At 32.7% G+C, this 20961-nt stretch carries 19 protein-coding genes; 9 read left to right on the top strand and 10 right to left on the bottom strand.

Going from position 1 to position 20961, the window contains the following annotated elements; all coding sequences use genetic code 11:
* Window positions 1-10 precede the first annotated feature (10 nt).
* The 6 genes from PMI10_RS00265 to PMI10_RS00240 all read right to left on the bottom strand — a co-directional run bounded on the left by PMI10_RS00265 (window position 11) and on the right by PMI10_RS00240 (window position 5980).
* Window positions 11-646, bottom strand: a complete 636-nt coding sequence (locus PMI10_RS00265; protein WP_007803171.1) for a DsbA family oxidoreductase — start codon at window positions 644-646, stop codon at window positions 11-13.
* A 263-nt stretch (window positions 647-909) separates the two neighbouring features.
* Window positions 910-2028 carry a DNA polymerase III subunit beta gene (gene dnaN, locus PMI10_RS00260; protein ID WP_007803169.1) on the bottom strand — a complete coding sequence of 373 codons (1119 nt, stop codon included), beginning with the start codon at window positions 2026-2028 and terminating at the stop codon, window positions 910-912.
* A 106-nt stretch (window positions 2029-2134) separates the two neighbouring features.
* Window positions 2135-3820 carry a gliding motility-associated ABC transporter substrate-binding protein GldG gene (gene gldG / locus PMI10_RS00255; RefSeq protein WP_007803167.1) on the bottom strand — a complete coding sequence of 562 codons (1686 nt, stop codon included), beginning with the start codon at window positions 3818-3820 and terminating at the stop codon, window positions 2135-2137.
* On the bottom strand, window positions 3820-4545 hold the full coding sequence (gldF, locus tag PMI10_RS00250; protein WP_007803165.1) for a gliding motility-associated ABC transporter permease subunit GldF: 726 nt from the start codon (window positions 4543-4545) through the stop codon (window positions 3820-3822). The genes gldG and gldF overlap by 1 nt, the downstream gene beginning before the upstream one ends.
* Window positions 4546-4700: 155 nt before the next feature.
* A complete protein-coding gene (locus PMI10_RS00245) occupies window positions 4701-4997 on the bottom strand; it encodes a putative quinol monooxygenase (RefSeq protein WP_007803163.1) in 297 nt (98 codons plus the stop codon).
* Between the two features lie 155 nt (window positions 4998-5152).
* Window positions 5153-5980, bottom strand: coding sequence for an SAM hydrolase/SAM-dependent halogenase family protein (locus PMI10_RS00240; RefSeq protein WP_007803161.1), 828 nt, complete (start codon window positions 5978-5980; stop codon window positions 5153-5155).
* Between the two features lie 182 nt (window positions 5981-6162).
* Here PMI10_RS00240 and PMI10_RS00235 point away from each other — a divergent pair, with 182 nt between their 5' ends.
* The 6 genes from PMI10_RS00235 to PMI10_RS00210 all read left to right on the top strand — a co-directional run bounded on the left by PMI10_RS00235 (window position 6163) and on the right by PMI10_RS00210 (window position 13430).
* Window positions 6163-7113, top strand: coding sequence for a PhoH family protein (locus PMI10_RS00235; protein ID WP_007803159.1), 951 nt, complete (start codon window positions 6163-6165; stop codon window positions 7111-7113).
* Between the two features lie 207 nt (window positions 7114-7320).
* Window positions 7321-7683, top strand: a complete 363-nt coding sequence (locus tag PMI10_RS00230; protein WP_007803157.1) for a DUF1801 domain-containing protein — start codon at window positions 7321-7323, stop codon at window positions 7681-7683.
* 138 nt (window positions 7684-7821) lie between these two features.
* Complete coding sequence (locus PMI10_RS00225) at window positions 7822-8652, top strand: Cof-type HAD-IIB family hydrolase (protein ID WP_007803155.1); 831 nt, start codon at window positions 7822-7824, stop codon at window positions 8650-8652.
* Window positions 8653-8830: 178 nt separating this feature from the next.
* Entirely contained in the window at window positions 8831-11176 is a 2346-nt protein-coding gene (locus PMI10_RS00220; protein ID WP_007803154.1) for a S9 family peptidase, read from the top strand.
* A gap of 127 nt (window positions 11177-11303) precedes the next feature.
* Window positions 11304-12260: a phosphoribosylaminoimidazolesuccinocarboxamide synthase gene (locus tag PMI10_RS00215; RefSeq protein WP_007803153.1), complete on the top strand. Its 957-nt coding sequence runs from the start codon at window positions 11304-11306 to the stop codon at window positions 12258-12260.
* A 30-nt stretch (window positions 12261-12290) separates the two neighbouring features.
* Window positions 12291-13430, top strand: a complete 1140-nt coding sequence (locus tag PMI10_RS00210) for a glycosyl hydrolase (RefSeq protein ID WP_007803152.1) — start codon at window positions 12291-12293, stop codon at window positions 13428-13430.
* A gap of 67 nt (window positions 13431-13497) precedes the next feature.
* Here PMI10_RS00210 and PMI10_RS00205 read toward each other — a convergent pair whose 3' ends face one another.
* The gene (locus tag PMI10_RS00205; RefSeq protein WP_007803151.1) at window positions 13498-14037 is read right to left on the bottom strand and encodes an SRPBCC family protein; all 540 of its coding nucleotides are present in this window, start codon (window positions 14035-14037) and stop codon (window positions 13498-13500) included.
* A 389-nt stretch (window positions 14038-14426) separates the two neighbouring features.
* Between PMI10_RS00205 and PMI10_RS00200 the strand changes: the two genes are divergently transcribed.
* Entirely contained in the window at window positions 14427-14810 is a 384-nt protein-coding gene (locus PMI10_RS00200) for an ankyrin repeat domain-containing protein (RefSeq protein ID WP_007803147.1), read from the top strand.
* Window positions 14811-14976: 166 nt separating this feature from the next.
* On the opposite strand, the gene PMI10_RS00195 is transcribed toward PMI10_RS00200, so the two are convergent.
* The gene (locus tag PMI10_RS00195; RefSeq protein ID WP_007803145.1) at window positions 14977-15579 is read right to left on the bottom strand and encodes a DUF2238 domain-containing protein; all 603 of its coding nucleotides are present in this window, start codon (window positions 15577-15579) and stop codon (window positions 14977-14979) included.
* 132 nt (window positions 15580-15711) lie between these two features.
* Window positions 15712-16800 (bottom strand): M42 family metallopeptidase, encoded by a 1089-nt coding sequence (locus tag PMI10_RS00190; protein ID WP_007803144.1) that lies wholly within the window; start codon window positions 16798-16800, stop codon window positions 15712-15714.
* 83 nt (window positions 16801-16883) lie between these two features.
* On the opposite strand from PMI10_RS00190, the gene PMI10_RS00185 reads away from it, so the two are divergent.
* Entirely contained in the window at window positions 16884-17564 is a 681-nt protein-coding gene (locus PMI10_RS00185) for a DUF4294 domain-containing protein (protein WP_007803143.1), read from the top strand.
* A 76-nt stretch (window positions 17565-17640) separates the two neighbouring features.
* Here the strand turns inward: PMI10_RS00185 and PMI10_RS00180 are convergent, their stop codons facing one another.
* Window positions 17641-20274 carry a valine--tRNA ligase gene (locus tag PMI10_RS00180; protein WP_007803142.1) on the bottom strand — a complete coding sequence of 878 codons (2634 nt, stop codon included), beginning with the start codon at window positions 20272-20274 and terminating at the stop codon, window positions 17641-17643.
* 251 nt (window positions 20275-20525) lie between these two features.
* Here PMI10_RS00180 and PMI10_RS00175 point away from each other — a divergent pair, with 251 nt between their 5' ends.
* A complete protein-coding gene (locus PMI10_RS00175) occupies window positions 20526-20906 on the top strand; it encodes a DUF1573 domain-containing protein (protein WP_007803141.1) in 381 nt (126 codons plus the stop codon).
* The last annotated feature ends 55 nt before the right edge of the window (window positions 20907-20961 follow it).

The raw sequence follows: 20961 nt of genomic DNA, 5'->3' as shown, positions 1-20961 counted from the left end.
ATATTAAGGTTTATTTCTTAGTCCTAACTTCATTAATTGTTTCCACAAAAGTTTCAAGAGGCTGAGCTCCGGAAATAGCATATTTTCTATCAAATACAAAAAAGGGAACACCCTGTACTCCTATTTCCCGTGCTTCATCAATATCAGCCTTTACTTCTATCAAATATAAATTTTCGTTTTGAACAACTTCCTGAACATCTGCCGAATTCAAACCTGCTTGCGATGCCAGTTCTATCAAGGTTGAATCATCATTTAAATCACGTCCCTCTGTAAAATAAGCTTTGAAGAAAATCTCTTCCATTTCATCGCCTGCTTTTTTAGTTTTAGCTAATTGAATAATTCGATGCGCCTTTAAAGAATTTGAAATAATAGCTTTATCAAAGTGATAATCGAGACCTACACTTTTTGCTCTTTCAACAACACCTTTATGCATTTCTACAGATTGTTCAACGGAAATACCTTTTCGCTCAGCCAGAAATGTATAAACATCTTTACCCGACTGCTCAGTTATTGATGGATCTAGCTGAAAACTTTTCCATTCAATTTCAAATTCATCATTTGGAAATTCAGCCAAAGCCTTTTCCAATTGCCTTTTTCCTATATAACAAAATGGACACATGATGTCCGACCAAATTTCTATTTTCATATCACAAAGTTAAAGAAAATTATTTCAGGTTTCAAGTTTCAGGTTTACCTGCATTGTGTTTGTTCAACCGTAAAGTATATAACACTTGAACCCTGAACTTTTTAATCTGAAACTGAGCCAAAATAAAAAACCGCAACTCTTTGTAGGAATTGCGGTTTCTAGGTATAAAAAATGGTTGGTTAATAGCGATATTTTTTTTTTACAATGATATGTCTTTAATTTGAAACTAAAAAAAATCCCTGTAACAAAAAGAAGATTTGATGTTAACTATTTAACATTACAGGCATTACCAGCATTGTAACAGTTTCTCCTTCTTCTAAACCGTCAACTGGTGTTAAAATCCCAGCCCTGTTAGGCAATGACATCTCTAACATAATCATATCTGATTGTAAGTTGGTCAACATTTCTGTTAAGAAACGAGAGTTGAAACCAATTTGAAGATCATCTCCCTGATAATCACAAGTCAATCTTTCTTCGGCTTTGTTTGAGTAATCGATATCCTCAGCAGAAACATTTAATTCGGCTCCTGCAATTTTTAAACGGATTTGGTGCGTTGTTTTGTTTGAGAAAATTGCCACACGACGAACTGAACTTAAAAACAAAGAACGATCGATCATTAATTTGTTTGGATTTTCTTTTGGAATTACCGCTTCATAATTTGGATACTTTCCATCAATTAAACGACACATCAAGATATAGTTGTCAAATGAGAAAGTTGCATTTGAATCGTTATATTCAATTTTTACTTCAGCATCAGAAGTTCCTAAAATACTTTTTAAAATGTTTAAAGGTTTTTTCGGCATAATAAAATCAGCAACCTGAGATGCTTTTACATCTGTACGGGCATATTTTACCAATTTATGAGCGTCTGTTGCTACAAAAGTTAATCCTTCTGGTGAGAACTGAAAGAAAACTCCAGACATTACAGGACGTAAATCATCGTTTCCGGCTGCAAAAATAGTTTTGCTTACTGCGGTTGCTAAAACATCAGCTGGAACAAGTGTTACTGAAGGATCTTCAAGATGTACTGATTTAGGAAATTCTTCACCGGCAGCATACGCTAAAGCATATTTTCCTGAGTTAGAACTAATTTCAACTGTATTATTATCTTCAACTGTAAAAGTCAAAGGTTGTTCAGGAAACGTTTTTAAAATTTCAAGTAAAAGTTTAGCCGGCACAGCTACACTCCCTTTACTTTTAGAATCGATTGATAATGTAGCCGACATTGTCGTTTCAAGATCTGAAGCAGAAACCGTCAACTCATTATTGTTCAGTTCAAATAAAAAGTTATCTAAAATAGGTAACGTATTGTTACTGTTAATAACACTACCTAAAACTTGTAATTGCTTTAATAAGTACGAACTCGATACTATAAATTTCATCTGTTTTGTTTTATTTTTTTATGTATTTATTGGTTTTTGCCCACCGGGGATACATTTTACAAATATATCGTAAACAATCTTAGTTTTACAATTTTTTTATTAACATCTATTTGCTGTATTTCCTTTTTCTTATATAAGTAAAAGCCAGTCCGAAAATTAATAAAATTAGAATTGGAAGTCCGATAGTTATGAACTGCGTCAGACTGTAGTTTTCATAAACCTTTTCTTTATCCAATAATGGCAAATTCAAATCTTTACTTCTAATGTTAATAAGTCCGGTATCATCTAACAAATAATTAATGCAATTCATTACAAAATCCTTATTGTCATATAAATTCCCGGAGCGTTGGTCGTATCCTAATTCTACAGGCATCATGTTTTTATCCAGTTGGTTTTTAGCTAAATCCCCATCAGCAATGACAATCATTTTTGTAGGTTTTCCTTTTGATAAAAATGAATTCTCTTTAAATGGCAAAACACGATTTTCAAAAACCGAATGAAAACTTCCTTCTAATAAAACAGAAAGCGGAAGGTTTCCTTTATTGATGTAATCCTGGGGTGTAGATTTCTCTGTTACAATATTTAAATTGATTTCAGTTGGAGTTCCAATCTTCTTAGAATAAGGTGACGATTTTAATAATACCGTTTTTTTAATTCCGTTTTTCAAAGTATCAATTGGACTGGCAAAATCAAATTTGATTCCGCCTAAATTTTTCACAATTGGATGTTTCGCTTCAGGTGTGACAAGCGGAGCATACTTCCAAATGAAATCCTGATATTGTGTAGCGCTTCCCTGCTCTCCTGTTGCTAATTTTATTGGACTGCCCTGCTCATCTTTTACTAAATCCGGATTAATTCTGAACCCATATTTAAAGAACATATCATTAAGGTTTAAATCTCTTGGATATGCCAAAGTAGCACCAGCCTGATTGTATAAACTATCCATATCAGCTGCAACCTGATCTATTAGCCAAAGTGTTTTTCCGCCATTCATGATAAATTGATCTAAAACCTGTTTTTCTTCATCAGAAAAAGTTTCAGTTGGTTTTGCAATAATTGCCAAATCGTATTTTTTCAGCGCCTCTAAACTTCCTGTTGGATTTTTAGCAACTGAATCTAATGTAAAAGGGCCAATATAATAGCTTTCACGAATTTGCATCAACATTTTGGCTATGTGAACTTCTTTCATTTCACCATTTCCTTTTATAATAGCAACTTTCTTTTGTTTGTCTTTAGTGATTTTATTAATGGCATCGGCAATAGAATACTCTAAATGCTGTACCGATCCGATTACTTTTTGTGTAGTCGAAGCACCCATTATGTTTTTTAGCAATGGGATATTAACTTCTTTATTATTATAAACTGCAATTGCCCAGGGAAAAACCATTGCCTGTGATTGCTTTCCTTTATCATCAACAGTAATATTTATTGGAGTAAGCCCTTTTTGATAAAGTGATTTTACCACATCCATGCTTTCATCCTTATTTTCCAACGGATTAACAAATTCGAAAACAATATTGCTGTTATAAGCCTGGAATTCTTCTAATAATTGTCTGGTTTCCTGTTGTAAACGTCTAAAGTCTGCCGGTAAATCACCCTGCATATAAATCTTGATCGATAACGGATTTTTAATCTGTTTTACGATTTGCAAGGAAGTTACAGATAAAGTATATCGTTTGTCTTTAGTCAAATCAAATCGGTGGAAAAACAAGCTTCCAAGTACATTTAAAACGATTAAAATAAAAATTGTAATCCCTAAAGTTTTGATATTTTTTTGAGTAGCTGCTTTCATTAGGCTTTAAAAGATTTTAATTGATACACAGTAAAAGACAAAAACAATATGGTAATACTTAAAAAGTAAATCACATCGCGAGTGTCAATTACACCTCTGCTCATACTTTTAAAATGATCCTGCATACCTAATACTGAAATAATACCGGAAGCATCAGGAATTAATGAAGCCAAACCTTCAAATCCGAAATAAAAGAAAAAACAGATAAAAACTGAAATGATAAAGGCTACAATTTGATTTTCTGAAAGTGTAGAAGTAAAAATCCCAATGGCAGAATAGGCAGCAATCAGGAATAACAAGCCGAAATAAGAACCAATCGTACTTCCCATATCAATATTTCCTTCTGGTAATCCTAAATTCGAAATCACTTTTACATAAATAAATGTAGGTACGATTGCTAAAATGATTAAAAATGCAGCACCTAAAAATTTTCCGTTTACAATTTCCCAAATCGATAATGGTTTGGTTAAAAGCAATTCTAAAGTTCCTTGTTTTTTTTCATCAGAAAAACTTCTCATGGTAACAGCCGGAATCAGGAAAATTAAAATCCAGGGTGCTAATGTGAAAAACGGAGTTAAATCGGCATAGCCTGTGTTTAATATATTGTAGTTTCCTTCAAAAACCCATAAAAATAGTCCGTTGCTGATTAAGAAAATCGCAATGACCAAATAGCCAATTGGAGAGCCAAAAAAAGATTTTATTTCCCGTAAAATGATAGATTTCATGTAACTTTATTTTTGTTTCAAGTTTTTTTTGTTTCAGGTTTCAAGTTGCTTTGCAAACTTTAGGTTATAAAAATATTTAAAATATTTTCTTTGTGTTCTTTGCGGTTAATTCATTTCAGTATTCACATCAAGTATATAACTTGAAACATAAAACTTTAAACTAAACTAACCAGCTTGTCGACACTCCACGCTTCCGGTTTTGCATTGAAAAGCTTTTTTGTAAAATTCCAAACCGAATTAAAAAGTTCAGATTGTCGATAATTTTCTAAATCGGCTTCGGTTTCCCAATAGCTGTATGTGAAAAATATGCATTTGTCATTTTTATCCTGATACAATTCTAAAAAACGGTTTCCTTCTGCATTTCGTATTTTGTCTTTGATGATTTCAAAATTCTCCAGAAAATCAGGAATCTTATCCTCGTGGAAACTCATTTTTACTATTCGAACAAGCATCTTTAATAATTTTTAGATTCTGAGTTTAGATTTTAGATTGAAAAATGGCTACAAGCGCGCAAAAATACCAAAAATGATTGTTTTTTCAGTATATTTTTTGAGTTATAAAAACAATTTTTTGATTATCACATGAATCTGAAATCCATAATCTAAAATCATAAAAATTGAACCGTAATCACATCTCTGTAATTCAATCCTAATAAACTATTTGCAGAACCCACATTTGAAGGATTACTTCTAAAAATAGCGATTTCAAGAAAACCAGCTTCGTTGAAAATAGCCAGTTTCTCACCTTCATAAGTTTTAATCGGATATTTTTCAGAACTTGCAATAGCTGAATAATTCGGCAGAATGGTTTTGATGCTTTTTGGCTTCATCACAATTTCATATGGCCGGCCTTTGGCTATTTCCAGAAATTGTTTTTTAGAGATATTTGTAACAACATTTCCAAAATGGTCAATATAGATAACATTCCCTTTGATAGAATTTCCGTCAGCTGCTATGACAGGCTGCAATTCCGTTATTTGTTTAATTGCTGAAATTTCTTTGCCAATAACATTCAGCAAGCCGCCTTTTGCCAAATGGCAGGCTACTTTTATAAAAACATCCAAATCACTGTATTCACTCGGAAAACGATCATGAATATTGATTGCAACAATTTTTTGCGGAACAATTTTTTGTGTCAGCATACTCAAAATACCATTATCAGCGCAAATAAAGTAATGATCATTCCATTGCATGGCAATATGCTGGTTTTCTTTGTTCAATTCAATATCTACTCCTATTAAATGTACCGTTCCTTTTGGGAAACTTAAATAGGATGCTCCAATAATGTAACTTGCTTCAGATGTATTAAATGGATCAATATCATGTGAAATATCAATGATTTGAGCTTCTGAATATTCAGACAAAATTTTCCCCTTCAGCGAACCAACAAAGTGGTCTTTTAAGCCATAATCGGTAGTAAGGGTAATTATTGACATCATTTTGTTTATAACTATTGATAGTATTTAAATCTAATTTTCATTAAATTTGAGAAATGCAAAGCTAGTAATAGTAATTACAAAAAAGCAAGAAAGAAAAGACAAATTGCTTTTTTAATAAAAAAGACCCGACAGCCAATTGATTTATAGAAAGATTTAATTTTAATTTAAAACTACCTCATTTGAACGAAAGAATAATCGAGCTAATAGACATCGCTCCAAAAGACTTTTGGGGCGCTCAAGACACTCATCTTGAAATAATCAAAAAGTACTACCCAAAGCTTAAAATAGTAGCACGAGGGACGACTTTGAAAGCATTTGGCGAAAAAGAAGTTTTAGATGAATTCGAAAAAAGGTTTCAAAGGCTGATGCTCCATTTTACCCGATACAATAATATTGACGATAATGTAATTGAACGTGTAATTATGAGTGATGGTCAGGATGAAAAAAGATCATATGATCATGACAAAATATTAGTTCATGGTGTTGGCGGTAAAATCATTAAAGCCATGACGCCTAACCAGCAATTATTGGTTGATACCATCAAAAAGAATGACATGGTATTTGCAGTCGGACCAGCCGGAACAGGAAAAACCTATACAGGCGTGGCAATGGCGGTAAAAGCGCTTAAAGACAAGGAAGTAAAAAGGATCATATTAACAAGGCCAGCGGTTGAAGCAGGAGAAAATCTTGGTTTTTTACCCGGTGATATGAAAGAAAAACTTGATCCGTATATGCAGCCCCTTTATGATGCTCTCCGTGATATGCTGCCAAATGAAAAACTGGAAGATTACATTTTGAAAGGAATCATTCAGATTGCTCCATTGGCATTTATGCGTGGACGTACACTGGATAATGCTTTTGTAATTCTGGATGAAGCTCAAAACACAACCCACTCGCAAATGAAAATGTTTTTGACCCGTATGGGAAAAAACGCCAAATTTATGATTACGGGTGATCCCGGACAGGTCGATTTACCAAGAAGAACTATTTCTGGTCTTAAAGAAGCTATTTTGGTTCTGAAAGACGTTGACGGAATCGGAATTATTTATCTTGATGATAAAGACATCGTTCGTCACAGATTGGTTAAAAAGGTAATTGACGCTTATAAACAAATAGAAAATCACGATTAATTTTGTGAAATGTTTTTTAGTAAAATGTCAAATGTAAATCGTAAAATGTATTTTGATGTTTAATAATATTCGTTTTATACATATCTTTATGAAAATGTGTAAAACGAATATTTTTTTGAATCAGTTTTGTCATTCCGTAGAAATCTCAAAACAATATAAATTTAGATTCCTACGGAATGACAAGATTGAGTTTAAACTAAAAAACACATGAAACAATTAGATGATTTTTATTTAAAACAAGAAGAACCTGTAAAAGGTGTATTCCTTGCGTTAAAAGATATTATTCTAAAACAAGATCATAATATCACTCATGTCTTAAAATACGGAATGCCTTTTTTTTGCTACAAAGGAAAAATGTTCTGCTATTTATGGATTCACAAAAAACTAAAACAGCCTTATATCGGAATTGTAGAAGGAAAACACTTTGATGAACCTTTTTTAATTCAGGAAGCCCGTTCGAGAATGAAAATTATGATGTTGAATGCTGGTAAAGATTTGCCTTTGGAACAAATTGAAAGTATTTTACAAAAAGCATTGAATTTATACAGATCAGGAATTATAAAAGTTTAAATTATTTAAAAGGCAGCTTTGACAAATAGTTAAATAAATAATAAACTTCCCCTAATTTAGACTTTGACGACTCTCCATCTTTGTTCTTCTAATTCTAAAACCGTAAATTTGCACATCATAAAATACCTGATCTTTAATATGACTAAGCTTAAGAATATAAAAGTTGTTGTAAGTGATTTAGATGGAACCTTACTCAATCCGCAACACAGAATATCAGATTACACCAAATCAATTTTTCAGGAACTTCACAATCAAAATTATCTTATTGTAGTTGCCACAGGCCGTCATCATCTTGATGCGATGGCTATTATCGAAACACTGGAAGTTCCGGTTTATTTAGTGAGTTCTAATGGAGCCAGAATCCATTCACCTGAAAAGGAAGAACTTTTTTCATTCAATTTAAATAGTGATATTGTAAAAACAGCTTTAAGTGTTGATATTGATCCGGAAATTACTGTGGTTTTATTTAAGGAAAATGTATGGCTAACAAATAAATTAAGCGAAAAATTGAATGCTTTTCAGTCTGAATTGAAATATCATCCCGAATTGGTCGATTATAAAACTTTAGAAGATTTTGGAGCTATCAAAATATTTTTCGCACACGATAATCACGAAAAATTGGTCAAATTAAAAGATGCTGTTTTAGTGAATTCTTCTGAACATTTGCATCATGCTTTTAGTTTGCCAACCTGTCTTGAATTTATGGATAAATCAGTTGATAAAGCCGTTGCAATAATGAAAGTACTGGAAAAAGAAGGCTTCACAACTGAAGAAGCTGTTTCTTTTGGAGATGGATTCAATGATGTTCAGATGTTATCTTCAACAGGAAAAGGTTTAATTATGGGGAATGCACCGGTTTTATTAAAAGAAACACTACCAAATTTAGAAGTTATAAAAACCAATGCAGAAGATGGTGTGGCAAAATATATTTCGTCTAAAATTCTAAACAGAGAATTTGTTGCAAGCTAAGCTTTGCTTATTTAGCTTTTAAATAATTTTTCATATATAAATGAAATCCTTGAAAGAAATTCTTCAAGGATTTTTTGCTTTCAATCAATATTCCATAAAGATTTAGCAGACAAAAAAGTGAAACAATTTTTTTAATACTTTTCAAAGTGTATTTTTGTTTTCTCAAATAATATTACCCATGACAAAAAACTTTTTTATCCTTGCTTTTTTAATTTTTTCAATAACCGGAAGCAGCCAAAATTTGAAATTAGAGGAAATAATGAAAGGTGAATCCTATATCGGAAATCAACCAACAAACGGACGCTGGTCATTAGATGGAAAAAAAGTTTACTTTGAATGGAACCCAAAAGATGAATTGGGAGCAAGTACATACTTTTGGCAAAAAGGAATGACAAAACCAGAAGCTGCATACCCAAAAGAGGCTGCCTTTTCTCACCTTGATTTTAAAGTTAAATCAGGATCAGATATTGCTTATTATCTTGATAAGGGAAATTTGTATTCCTATTCAATTCGTTCAAAATCAATCAAAAAGTTATTACAACAATCTACTCCTATTTCTAATTTGCAATTAGGAAATCAAGCAGGGATAATATTCTTCGAACAAAATAATAACATTTTTAAATACAACACCAAAGAAGGTACCGTTTTACAAATTACCAATTTCAGCAAAGGGAACAAAAAAGAACCAAAACCTGAAAAAGATTCTTTTTTGAAAACCCAACAAAAAGAGTTATTTCAGTTTATAAGAGATCAGGAAGCAAAAAAAGAATGGAATCTGGCTAAAAGTAAAGCTGTAAAAGATGATTTTGCCAAAGAATATTATTATGGAAAAGATGATTTTTATAGTTTGAAAGTAAATCCAAATGGAAGTTTTGCTACTTTTATTTTAGTTGAACCACTAGATACTAAGCAGGAAAAAATGGAAGTTTTTATAACTGCCGACGGTTATAACCAAACGCAGGAAACAAAGGAAAAAGTTTCTGTAAAGAATCTTGTTAAAACCCGTTTTGCTATATATTCTGTTGTAAAAGATTCCGTTTACTTTGTGAATTTTTCGGCTTTAAGCCACATTCAGGATACCCCAAAATATTATGAATTATATGACAATTTAAAAAACAAAGCCAAAGAAGACAAATTAATTGTAGCGCAGGCTCCGGTTTATAATGAAAATGGCTCTTTTGCCATTGTTGAAATCAGAAGTCAGGACAATAAAGACAGATGGTTAGTGAATTTAAATCTTGAAAAAGGGGGTTTTGAAGAAATTGAGCATCAGCATGATGAAGCATGGATTGGCGGTCCAGGTATTCCGTCTTATTCTTTTTCTTCCGGAACTTTAGGTTTTTTAGCAGATAATCAAACTATATATTTTCAATCTGAAGCGACCGGATACTCCCACTTATATACTTATAATTTAAAATCCAAAAAGAAAGCGCAATTAACAAAAGGTAATTGGGAAGTTCGTGATGTAACTTTATCAAAAGATAAAAAAGTATTTTACTTAACAACTAATACAACACATCCGGGAAATAGAAATTTTTATAAATTAAATACTGCCGATGGTGTTTTACAACCCATTTTAACTAAGGACGGAGCAAACGAAGTAATTTTATCTCCAGATGAAAAAACACTTTTGGTACGTTATTCCTATAAAAATATTCCTTGGGATTTTTATATTGCCGAAAACAAAAAGAATACAGCATTGCAGCAAATTTCATCTTCGCCTTCTGAGAGTTTTAAAAAATACCAATGGAGAGAACCTCAGATTATTACGTTCAAGTCACAGGATGGAACTCCGATAAATGCGAGATTGTATACTCCTAAAACAGATAATAAAAATAAAGCTGCTGTAATTTTTGTTCACGGTGCTGGATATTTACAAAATGCACATAATTATTGGAGTAATTACTACAGGGAATATATGTTTCATAATTTGTTAACAGACTTGGGTTACACAGTTTTGGATATTGATTACAGAGGAAGTGATGGTTATGGACGTGATTTCAGAACTGGAATTTATCGTTTTATGGGAGGAAAAGATTTATCGGATCATATTGATGGTAAAAAATATCTGGTGGATAATTTAGATATTGATGCTAAAAGAGTTGGTATTTATGGAGGTTCGTATGGAGGTTTTATCACTTTAATGGGAATGTTAACGACTCCCGGTGAGTTTGCTTCGGGAGCTGCATTGCGTTCTGTTACGGATTGGGCACATTATAATCACGGATACACAGGAAATATTTTGAATTTCCCTGAAACTGACCCCGATTCTTATAAAAAAAGCTCTCCTATTTATTATGCCGATAATTTAAAAGGAAATTTAGTGATGCTTCACGGAATGGTCGATGATAATGTAGAATATAAGGATATTGTTCGTTTATCACAGCGTTTTATCGAGTTGGAAAAAAAGAACTGGAACCTTGCTTCTTTTCCTGTTGAGGCACACGGATTCAAAGAAACATATTCCTGGATTGATGAATATAGCAGAATCTTAAATTTATTTAATTCAACACTCTTGAAATAAGTTTTCGGTTTGCAGACTGTGACTGAGACTGAAAACTGTGACTAAAAAAAAGAATATAAATTAGATTCTTTTTTTCTTTTAATTAGTTTTAAATTTGCATTCGTAAAACACAACACAACTAAGAATAATGAGCAATACAATCACAACTACAAATTTTAATTTCCCGAATCAAAAATCTGTTTACCGCGGAAAAGTCAGAGAAGTTTATAATATTAATGACGAACTTTTAGTAATGGTTGCTACCGACCGACTTTCTGCTTTTGATGTGGTTTTACCAAAAGGAATTCCGTACAAAGGACAAATTCTGAATCAGATCGCTACAAAATTCATGGAATTGACCGAAGATATTGTACCAAACTGGTTGATTGCTACTCCGGATCCAAATGTTGCCGTGGGGCATTTATGTGATCCTTTTAAAGTAGAGATGGTTATTCGTGGTTATCTTTCAGGACATGCGGCGAGAGAATATGCTGCTGGAAAAAGACAAATTTGTGGTGTAACAATGGCAGAAGGTTTAAAAGAGAATGATAAATTTCCGGAACCTATTATCACACCCACTACAAAAGCCGATAATGGTTCTCATGATGAAGATATTTCCCGTTCAGCTATTTTAGCAAAAGGAATTGTTACTGAAGAAGATTATATTGTTTTAGAAAAATACACTCGAGATTTATTCCAAAGAGGAACTGAAATTGCTGCAAGCCGTGGTTTAATTTTAGTGGATACTAAATATGAATTCGGAAAAACAAAAGATGGAGTTATCGTTTTAATTGATGAAATTCACACTCCGGATTCTTCACGTTATTTTTATGCTGACGGATATCAGGAAAGACAGGAAAAAGGAGAAGAGCAAAAACAATTATCAAAAGAATTTGTACGCCGCTGGTTAATCGAAAATGGTTTTCAAGGTCAGGAAGGACAGCAAATTCCTGAAATGACCGACACATATATCGAATCAGTTTCTGAAAGATATATTGAGTTATATGAAAATATCTTAGGAGAAAAATTTGTTAAGGCTGATATTGATAATATTGACCAACGTATTGAAAAAAACGTATTAGATTACCTTATTTCTAAAGAGTAATTTTCGGGTTTAAACTAAACTATTTAAACCATGACCGTTATTACAAATAAAAAAAATGCCTTGCTAATTCTATTTATGACAGCAGGGCATTTTCTTTTTGCACAGATTGACAAAAATGCGACAAAAGAAACCAGAAATTTATACCATAATTTAAAAACTATTTCGAAAGAACATATTTTGTTTGGACATCAGCATGCACTGGAATACGGTCATGGATGGTCAAATGAAACTAATAGATCAGATGTGAAATTGGTAACCGGTTCACATCCAGCTGTAGTTGGAATCGATTTCAGTGGTTTTTCGGGACAATCAAACGATGCAATTGAAAAAACAAAAGAAACCCTCAAAAAGAATGTTATTGACACTTATGAACGAGGTGGAATTACAACAGTTTCGTGGCATTTTTTGAATCCCGCTTCCGGTGGCGGTTTTTATTGGAAAGACTCCGTTTCCGTAGCCGCTATGTCATTAATTAAACCTGGTGGTTCCCATCATGAGCAATATAAAGAAATTTTAAAAACCATTGCTGATTTTGCAAATTCTGTAAAAGCAAAAGATGGTTCGCTGGCTCCAATGATTTTTAGGCCTTATCATGAGTTTGACGGTGATTGGTTTTGGTGGGGTAAAAAATATACTTCGCGAGAAGATTTTATTGCTGTCTGGCAATTTACTGTTTCTTATTTGAGAGATACTTTAGGCGTACATAATTTTATTTATGCTTTTTCACCGGACAATAGATTTAATTCTGAAGAGGAATATTTAGAACGTTATCCGGGAGATGATTATGTGGATATGTTTGGTATGGATGATTATGGTGATTTTGGCAGGGATGGCAAATATGATCTGGAAGCTTCCATCAGGAAGCTCAAAATAATTTCGGATGTGGGGATCAAAAAGAATAAATTAGCCGCCTTAACTGAAACAGGTTTAGAGTCAATTCCGAATGCGACCTGGTGGACAGAAACTTTGCTTAAAGTTTTAAAAGTTGAGAAGTTAGAATTAGCTTATGTTTTGGTTTGGCGTAATGATGCAACAAGCCCAACACATTTTTATGCTCCGTTTCCCGGACAAACTAGTGCTCCTGATTTTATTAAATTTTATGAGGATTCTTATACTTTGTTTGAGAATGATTTGAAGAATGTTTATAATAAAAAATTTAAGTTGAAATAGTTTTTTTTTCCACAGATTATTCAGATTTACAAATCTTTTAATCTGAATAATCTGTGGCTAAGCCTTATCATTCTTCCATTTTTACCTTTAAATTGTCGAGGCCTTTTTGTAAATCATTACCAATCATCTGGTCCATTTTCATCATGGGCAGCATCAAATTCATTGGGTAAGGCATAACACCGCTGATTCCCCACTTTACTTTGGTTTTATTTCCGGAAACAGCTTCCGTAGACATAAATCCTACTGCAGTATCATCCATTGGTTTTTTAAATCGTAGTGCAAAATCAATACGTTTCCCTTTGGTAATTTTTGTTATCTCCTGTTCACCGACACCAACATCCTTTACATCGCTTTCCCATGCGGAAATTGAGCCAACTTCTCCGTCAGTTCCTTTGTAAGTTGATTTCATTTTAGGGTCAATATTAGCCCAAACACTAAATTCGTTTTGATTCTTTAAATATCTCACATAATTAAAAACCGTATCAACAGGTTTGTTTATGGTAATTTCTTTGGTTACAGCATATTCTTTGGGCATGAAGTAAGCCGCAATTAATACAATTGCTAAAATTAAGATTAAAGCGATAAGAATTTTTTTGATGACTCCCATAGTTTTGTGATTTTAAGGTTAATTAATGTAAACTCGTATAAATTCTATAATTATTTATTTTTTTTCCAGTTTCGGAAATACTACTGTTAAATTTTAACATTCAGACTGAAGTAAAGTTAAAAAAAGTCACGCTTTGATTTTGAAAAAATATAACAATTTCAATTTGTTTTATATAATATTTTGATATTCTGTAACATTTCAGGTTTTTCGTCGTCTATATTAACAAGGAAATCAATATTAAAGATTAACATTAGAAGTCTTAAATTAAGAAAACGTTAATTAATAGTTAAAACATAGTACCTTGCAATACAAAATACTATTTTTTAGATTACTTTTACATCAGTTTTAAAATCATCAACAATTAATCAATCAATTAACAAACAATCATTATGAAAAAATCAATCATTATTTTAGGAGTAGCCTTAGTGGCTTTTACAAATGTATCAATGGCATTTAATCACTTGCCAGTTAATACCGAAAAAAACAGTTTAATTAAAAACTATGATGCAACACCATTAAATGTTGCTATATCTAAAGGAGATCTGCAAATCGTTGTGAAATTTATTGAATACGGAGCAGATGTAAATGAAAAATCAGACGATATGTCTCCATTAATGGTTGCTGCCCGTTATAATAAAGTAGAAATAATTAAAGTTTTATTGGCCAATGGAGCTCGTCCGGCTACTAAAAATGAAAAAGGATTTACAGCTTTAAAATATGCACAGTTATCAAATGCAACAGAAGCTATTGCGATTTTGAAAGATTTAAAATAATTAGCTTCACAAAATATTTTTGAATTAGTAAGCAAAAATACAAAGACCTTCTATCACTAGAAGGTCTTTTTGATTTTAGCCCTGATAGGAGCGGCATCCTTTTTTGTTTTTTTAAGCAAAAAAGATATAGCGGATAGCAGGAACAGCTCCTAATCATTTAACTAATTTAAAAGCTCGCTTTATTTATTTCGTTGTCCTGAATTTTAGAGAACAAGAACAATCCTGTAATGGCGCCTATAGTTGCAAATAACATATCTGACTGTGTGTCCCAAACATAACCCTGAGTACCTAAAAAAGCATCACCCCCGTCTCCTGTCACAATTGAAACTCCCCATTCAATCCACTCATAGGCAGCACTAATCGCTAAACAAATACTGACAATAATAAAGTTGAAAAAACTTTTGTTGCTGATTACATTTTTGCGAATGAATAATTCCCTAATAATCATTGCGGGAACTAAACCTTGCGCAAAATGCCCCACTTTATCATAGTTATTTCGACTTTGATGAAAAATCTCTTTTATATAATCAAAAAATGGAACTTCAGCATACGTATAATGACCTCCAATAAAGAGAATTATACAATGTACCAATATCAAAGTATAAGTGAAATTTGTAAATCGAAATTTTTTAAAAGTGAAGGTCAGGATCAATACACCAATTATGGCTGGAATAATTTCAAGGAAACAAGTAAAAACTTCTTTGGGATTTATAATAGATGCTATCAAACTGATAAAAAAGAGGGCTAACAAAAAATAAATATATTTCATCAAACAGATTTTAAGTTTATAAGATTTGTGTGCAATATATCAAACTAAAATCTATAAAACAGTAAAAATTATTGCTTTTATCAGTCAATTCGGTTACTTATAAAATAACCAAATTGACTTCTAATTATATTTTTATTTGAAATAAGAGAAAGTCTCGTTATTATCAATTTTCAATAATGATTCATAGATCAATTGGATTACATTTTCAACATCTTCTCTGTGCACCATTTCTACTGTTGTATGCATATAACGCAAAGGCAGAGAAATCAATGCCGATGCTACGCCACCATTGCTGTAAGCAAAAGCATCAGTATCTGTTCCTGTAGCTCTTGATGTAGCATGACGCTGAAACGGTATTTTATTTTCTTCGGCAGTATTAACAATCAATTCACGCAGGTTATTCTGTACAGCAGGTGCATAAGCGATTACCGGTCCTTTACCCATTTTAAGGTCGCCTTCAACTTTTTTATCAATCATAGGAGTTGTTGTATCATGACAAACATCAGTTACGATTGCAACATTTGGCTTAATTCTTTGTGAAATCATTTCGGCACCACGGAGGCCAATTTCTTCCTGAACGGAGTTTACAATGTATAATCCAAAAGGTAATTTCTTTTTATTTTCATGTAATAAGCGGGCTACTTCGGCAATCATAAAACCTCCCATTCGGTTATCAATTGCACGGCAAACAAATTTATTTTCGTTCAACACCATAAATTCATCAGGATAAGTAATCACACAGCCAACATGAACTCCCATGGCTTCGACTTCATCTTTGGTTTCACAGCCCAGATCAATAAAAATATTACTGATTTTTGGAGCTTCTTCCTTATCACGCAAACGCGTATGAATCGCAGGCCATCCAAAAACACCTTTTACAATTCCTTTTTTGGTATGGATATTTACTCTTTTTGATGGTGCTATCTGATGGTCTGAACCTCCGTTTCGGATAACATATAATAAACCGTCATCAGTAATATAATTTACATACCATGAAATTTCATCTGCATGTCCTTCAATTACTACTTTAAACTCAGCCTCAGGGTTAATAACTCCAACAGCAGTACCGTAAGTATCGGTGATAAAAGTATCTACATAAGGTTTCAAATAATTCATCCAGAGCTTCTGTCCTTCACTTTCATAACCTGTTGGAGAAGCATTATTAAGATAGCTTTCTAAAAAAGCAATTGAGGTATCATTTAAGATTGATTTTATACTCATAAAAATATTTTTTTGCTAATTTATAAATTTGGTATTACAGTTGTGTATATAATGTATAATTTTACACTTAAATTAATATGTCTATGAGATTTACAACTTGTATTTTATGTTTTCTTTTAATTTCTATTGCTGCTAAAGCACAGGTAACTCCTAAAGAAAACTCTGAGATGGGCTACACGCTTACTGAAAACGACTCAATCCTTAATGATACCATTGAGTTGCCCGAAATTATTATCTCAAAAGAAAAACTGGATCCTGAAAGTCAAAAGCAATTCCTGATACTCCAAAACCGGGTTTATAAAACGTATCCGTATGCAAAGCTGGCTGCTGATCGATTGACCGCTTTAAATAATGGAATGGCACGTTTGAAAACCAATCGTGAGAAGAAAAAATATTTTAAAATTGTTGAAGATTACCTGAACAATGAGTTCGAAGACAGATTAAAAAAACTCTCTCGAAAACAAGGGCAGATTTTGGTTAAACTAATACATCGCCAAACCGGTAAAACTACTTATGAACTGATAAGGACTTTAAAAAGTGGCTTTAAGGCATTCGTTTCAAATACAACGGCCAGTATGTTTAACATCAGTTTAAAAAAAGAATATCAGCCATATGAAGTAAATGAAGATTATGCGATAGAAACAATTCTCGTCAGGGCATTTGAATCGGGAAGATTAATCAATCAAAAATCTGCAAATCCTGTTAATTATAATGATCTTGCGACCCATTGGGAAGAAAAAGCACAAACAACTGCTAAAAAATAATTATCTCTAAATAATCAAAACGCCGACAGATTTCAGAAATCTGTCGGCGTTTTATTTTTAAAAAGAAAATCCTAAATTATTTCAAACCGGCTAAACTTTGCTCGATTGTAGCAATTTTTGCAAGTGCATCGGCTTGTTTTTGTTTTTCTATATTTAAAACTTTTTCTGGAGCTCCGTTTACAAATTTTTCGTTTAAAAGCTTTGCTTCAACAGATTTTAAGAATCCTTTGGTATAATTCAGCTCTTCTGTCAATTTTGTGATTTCAGCGTCAACATCGATATTTCCTGTAATCGGAATAAAATACTCATTTGATTTTACACGGAAAGATAATGCCCCGTCAACTTTTTCAGAAACATATTCTAATGAAGTAATGTTTCCTAATTTAGTTACAACCGAATCAAAATAAGTGGAAGCTTTGTCGTTGTTCACTACTTTCAATTCAATAGTATCTTTAAACGGAATATTCTTGTCTTTACGAATCGTTCTGATTCCTGAAATTACTTCAATTGAATTTTCAAAATCAGCAATTAATTTTGCATCAAATGATTTTAATTCCGGCCAGATCGAAACAATTAAAGCTTCTTCAGGAGTTCTTTCGGCAATTAAATGCCAAATTTCTTCTGTCAGGAAAGGCATAAACGGGTGAAGCAATTTCAAGTTGTTTTCTAACATTTCGATTGCTTTGTCAAACGTCTTTTTATCAATTGGCTGTTGGTATGCCGGTTTGATCATTTCAAGAAACCATGAACAGAAATCATCCCAAACTAATTTGTAAATTGCCATTAATGAATCTGAAATTCTATATTTCTCAAAGTTATCTTCAATGTCAACAAGCGTTTGCTGCAATTTCGCTTCGTACCATTCAATTGCTGTTTTTGATGATTCCGGCTGTGGAATTGTTTCTGAAACTTCCCAGCCTTTTATCAATTTAAAAGCATTCCAAATCTTATTAGAAAATGCTTTTCCCTGATTACATAATTCTTCATCAAACATAATATCGTTTCCTGCAGAAGCGCTTAAAAGCAATCCTACACGAACACCATCCGCACCAAACTTATCGATCAAATCTAAAGGATCAGGAGAGTTCCCTAATGATTTAGACATTTTACGACGTTGTTTATCGCGTACTAAACCTGTTAAATACACATTGGTGAATGGTTTTTCACCAGCATATTCGTAGCCTGCAATAATCATTCTGGCAACCCAGAAAAACAAAATATCCGGACCAGTAACCAAGTCATTTGTTGGATAATAATATTTGTAATCTGCACTTTCGGGATCCATGATTCCGCCAAAAACTGACATCGGCCATAGCCAGGATGAAAACCAGGTATCTAGTGCATCAACATCTTGTTTTAAATCTTTTGTTTCAAGTTTCAAATTTGAAGTTTTTTCTTTAGCCAAAGCTAAAGCATCTTCGATATTTTCTGCAACTACGAAATCTTCTTTTCCGTCTCCATAATAATACGCAGGAATTTGTTGCCCCCACCATAATTGACGAGAGATATTCCAATCACGGATATTATTTAACCAATGCGCATAGGTATTTTCGAAACGCTTTGGATGTAATTTAATATCACCGTCAACTAAAACAGATTTAATTGCAGGTTTTACTAAATCTTCCATTTTCAAAAACCACTGATCTGATAATCTTGGCTCGATTACCGCTTTTGTTCTTTCAGAAGTTCCTACTTTATTCAGATGGATTTCGGTTTTAGCCAAAGCTCCAATCTCTTCTAATTCTTTTGCAATTTCGGTACGAACCACAAAACGATCTTTTCCCTGATACTGTAATCCGAAACTATTTAGCGTAGCATCTTCATTAAAAATATCAACGATTTCAAGATTATGTTTTTCTCCTAATGTTTTGTCATTCATATCGTGAGCCGGAGTCACTTTTAAGCACCCGGTTCCGAATTCAATATCTACATATTCGTCTTCGATAATTGGAATCACTCTTCCACAAATAGGAACAATTGCTTTTTTACCTTTCAAATGTGTAAAACGCTCATCATTCGGGTTGATACAAATAGCAGTATCCCCAAAAATAGTTTCAGGACGAGTTGTAGCAATCGTCAGAAAATCTTCAGAACCTTCAATTTTATATTTTAGGAAAAATAGTTTTCCTTGTTGTTCTTCATAAATTACCTCTTCGTCAGAAAGCGTTGTTTTAGCTTCAGGATCCCAATTTACCATTCGGTATCCTCTGTAAATCAAACCTTTGTTATATAAATCAACAAACGACTTAATTACAGATGCTGACATGTCCGGATCCATAGTAAATTTTGTACGCTCCCAATCGCAGGAAGCACCTAATTTTTTAAGCTGATCTAAGATTACACCACCATATTTGTCTGTCCATTCCCAGGCATGAGCTAAGAATTCTTCGCGTGTTAAATCATTTTTATTGATTCCTTCCGCTTTCAGTTTAGCAACAACTTTTGCTTCGGTAGCAATCGATGCATGGTCTGTTCCCGGAACCCAACAAGCATTAAAGCCTTTAAGACGTGCTCTACGAATTAAAACATCCTGAATTGTATTGTTCAACATATGCCCCATGTGCAAAACTCCAGTGACATTTGGTGGCGGGATTACAATTGTATAAGGTGTTCTATGATCTGGTTCTGAATGAAAATAATTGTTTTTCATCCAGTAATCATACCATTTATTCTCGATCGTTTTAGCGTCAAATTGTGCTGGAATTGTCATTTTATCGTGGGTATTGTTTAATCGTTAATTTGTTTAATCGTTAATTTGCATACCTGCTTTTAATCGTTATTTATGAATCAAAAAAAACGATTAAACAGTTAAACAAATAAATCATAAACACTTTGGTTTAATTTTTGTATTTATTATCGACAGCAAAAGTAAATAATTAAGTACACTATAAAAAGCGAAATAATAATTTGTGTATTAATTAAAAGAAAGTATATTTACTTACAACTTAAAACAATTTCAAAATGAAAAATGTTGCCACTTTTATTATAATCCTATTGCTTAGTGTGGTAGGTTATTCACAAAACGGCCCAAAAATTGAATTTGAAGCCCAGGACAATACAATTGATTACGGAAGAATCACAAAAAGTGATAATGCTATGCGATCCTTTGAATTTACTAATACAGGAGATGCTCCCTTAGTGATAACTTCTGCCCAATCAACATTGAGTACCATAGTTATTACAAAACCCAGTTCACCTATTATGCCAGGGAAGAAAGGTAAAATTGACGTAAAATACAATATGTCAATTGGTCCGATTCGTAAAACAATAACCGTCGAGACCAATGCTGTAAATTATCCTGATGGCCGGGTTGCCTTGAAAATTAAAGGAGAAGTTTTATAAAAAAATTAAAAAAAATAACAAAAGCCATTTCTAATTATGAACATGCCCCAAAAAG

The organism is Flavobacterium sp. CF136 (assembly GCF_000282055.1).
Lineage (GTDB): Bacteria > Bacteroidota > Bacteroidia > Flavobacteriales > Flavobacteriaceae > Flavobacterium.
Note: the sequence above shows the minus strand (reverse complement) of the source record. Positions and strands in the feature narration are given on the sequence as shown.

Coding starts and splice junctions, on each gene's coding strand:
- PMI10_RS00265 (WP_007803171.1), bottom strand. CDS start 646: ATGAAAATAGAAATTTGGTCGGACATCATGTGTCCATTTTGTTATATA.
- dnaN (WP_007803169.1), bottom strand. CDS start 2,028: ATGAAATTTATAGTATCGAGTTCGTACTTATTAAAGCAATTACAAGTT.
- gldG (WP_007803167.1), bottom strand. CDS start 3,820: ATGAAAGCAGCTACTCAAAAAAATATCAAAACTTTAGGGATTACAATT.
- gldF (WP_007803165.1), bottom strand. CDS start 4,545: ATGAAATCTATCATTTTACGGGAAATAAAATCTTTTTTTGGCTCTCCA.
- PMI10_RS00245 (WP_007803163.1), bottom strand. CDS start 4,997: ATGCTTGTTCGAATAGTAAAAATGAGTTTCCACGAGGATAAGATTCCT.
- PMI10_RS00240 (WP_007803161.1), bottom strand. CDS start 5,980: ATGTCAATAATTACCCTTACTACCGATTATGGCTTAAAAGACCACTTT.
- PMI10_RS00230 (WP_007803157.1), top strand. CDS start 7,321: ATGAAACAATTAGATGATTTTTATTTAAAACAAGAAGAACCTGTAAAA.
- PMI10_RS00225 (WP_007803155.1), top strand. CDS start 7,822: ATGACTAAGCTTAAGAATATAAAAGTTGTTGTAAGTGATTTAGATGGA.
- PMI10_RS00220 (WP_007803154.1), top strand. CDS start 8,831: ATGACAAAAAACTTTTTTATCCTTGCTTTTTTAATTTTTTCAATAACC.
- PMI10_RS00215 (WP_007803153.1), top strand. CDS start 11,304: ATGAGCAATACAATCACAACTACAAATTTTAATTTCCCGAATCAAAAA.
- PMI10_RS00210 (WP_007803152.1), top strand. CDS start 12,291: ATGACCGTTATTACAAATAAAAAAAATGCCTTGCTAATTCTATTTATG.
- PMI10_RS00205 (WP_007803151.1), bottom strand. CDS start 14,037: ATGGGAGTCATCAAAAAAATTCTTATCGCTTTAATCTTAATTTTAGCA.
- PMI10_RS00200 (WP_007803147.1), top strand. CDS start 14,427: ATGAAAAAATCAATCATTATTTTAGGAGTAGCCTTAGTGGCTTTTACA.
- PMI10_RS00195 (WP_007803145.1), bottom strand. CDS start 15,579: ATGAAATATATTTATTTTTTGTTAGCCCTCTTTTTTATCAGTTTGATA.
- PMI10_RS00190 (WP_007803144.1), bottom strand. CDS start 16,800: ATGAGTATAAAATCAATCTTAAATGATACCTCAATTGCTTTTTTAGAA.
- PMI10_RS00185 (WP_007803143.1), top strand. CDS start 16,884: ATGAGATTTACAACTTGTATTTTATGTTTTCTTTTAATTTCTATTGCT.
- PMI10_RS00180 (WP_007803142.1), bottom strand. CDS start 20,274: ATGACAATTCCAGCACAATTTGACGCTAAAACGATCGAGAATAAATGG.
- PMI10_RS00175 (WP_007803141.1), top strand. CDS start 20,526: ATGAAAAATGTTGCCACTTTTATTATAATCCTATTGCTTAGTGTGGTA.